Here is a 1,092-nt window from a genome sequence, read left to right on the forward strand (position 1 = left end):
TGAAGTCGGAATCGCTAGTAATCGTAGATCAGAATGCTACGGTGAATACGTTCCCGGGCCTTGTACACACCGCCCGTCACACCATGGGAGTGGGCTGCACCAGAAGTAGATAGCTTAACCTTCGGGAGGGCGTTTACCACGGTGTGGTTCATGACTGGGGTGAAGTCGTAACAAGGTAGCCCTAGGGGAACCTGGGGCTGGATCACCTCCTTAACGATAGACTGCTTGTTTGATGCAGTGTCCACACAGATTGCYTGGTTAATATGTAAAAGACGTGAAAGACTTGGGTCTGTAGCTCAGGTGGTTAGAGCGCACCCCTGATAAGGGTGAGGTCGGTGGTTCAAGTCCACTCAGACCCACCACTTCTTCTCCCAGAGGAAGTGWGTGAAGAGTCTTTCGGTAACGTTGGGGCTATAGCTCAGCTGGGAGAGCGCCTGCCTTGCACGCAGGAGGTCAGCAGTTCGATCCTGCTTAGCTCCACCACTCTTTAAGCGCATTTCTTGRAAAAGAAGTGAGTGTGTTTAAAAAGTGGTTATCTCTTGATAAACACATGCTCTTTAACAATCTGGAAAGCTGACTAGTAAATTCAACCATAGGTTGAATTAAAATGTTTCATCGAGAGATGAAACGAGTTCTCAAGCAATACACATTCAAGTGTCTTGTGTAAGAGTCCGGCGAAAAACCAATGTCTCCTTATCAGAGACACAAACCTTGGTTGTTTGAACATACGAAACCTCTTGGGGTTGTATGGTTAAGTGACTAAGCGTACACGGTGGATGCCTTGGCAGTCAGAGGCGATGAAGGACGTACTAACTTGCGTTAAGCCCAGATTAGGCAGTAAGAGCCACTYGAGTCTGGGATTTCCGAATGGGGAAACCCACCTGCACAAGCAGGTATCGCARCGTGAATACATAGCGTTGCGAGGCGAACCGGGGGAACTGAAACATCTAAGTACCCCGAGGAACAGAAATCAACCGAGATTCCGGCAGTAGCGGCGAGCGAAACCGGATTAGCCCTTAAGCTAGTTGAGTGTTAGGCGAATGTGCTGGAAAGCACAGCAGTAAAGGGTGATAGCCCCGTAGCCGACAACGC

The 1,092-nt window shown here is 49.3% G+C and carries 2 tRNA genes and 2 rRNA genes; all 4 read left to right on the forward strand.

Features of this window, described 5'->3' with window-relative positions:
* Window positions 1-213 (forward strand): 16S ribosomal RNA (locus L4D19_RS30240); the annotation flags it as partial.
* 72 nt (window positions 214-285) lie between these two features.
* A tRNA-Ile gene (locus L4D19_RS30245) sits at window positions 286-362 on the forward strand.
* A 45-nt stretch (window positions 363-407) separates the two neighbouring features.
* Window positions 408-483: transfer RNA gene (locus L4D19_RS30250), tRNA-Ala, on the forward strand.
* Between the two features lie 266 nt (window positions 484-749).
* Window positions 750-1,092: ribosomal RNA gene (locus L4D19_RS30255) — 23S ribosomal RNA — on the forward strand; the annotation flags it as partial.

It is taken from the genome of Photobacterium kasasachensis (genome assembly GCF_050336885.1).
In the GTDB taxonomy this organism is placed as follows: Bacteria; Pseudomonadota; Gammaproteobacteria; order Enterobacterales; family Vibrionaceae; genus Photobacterium; species Photobacterium kasasachensis.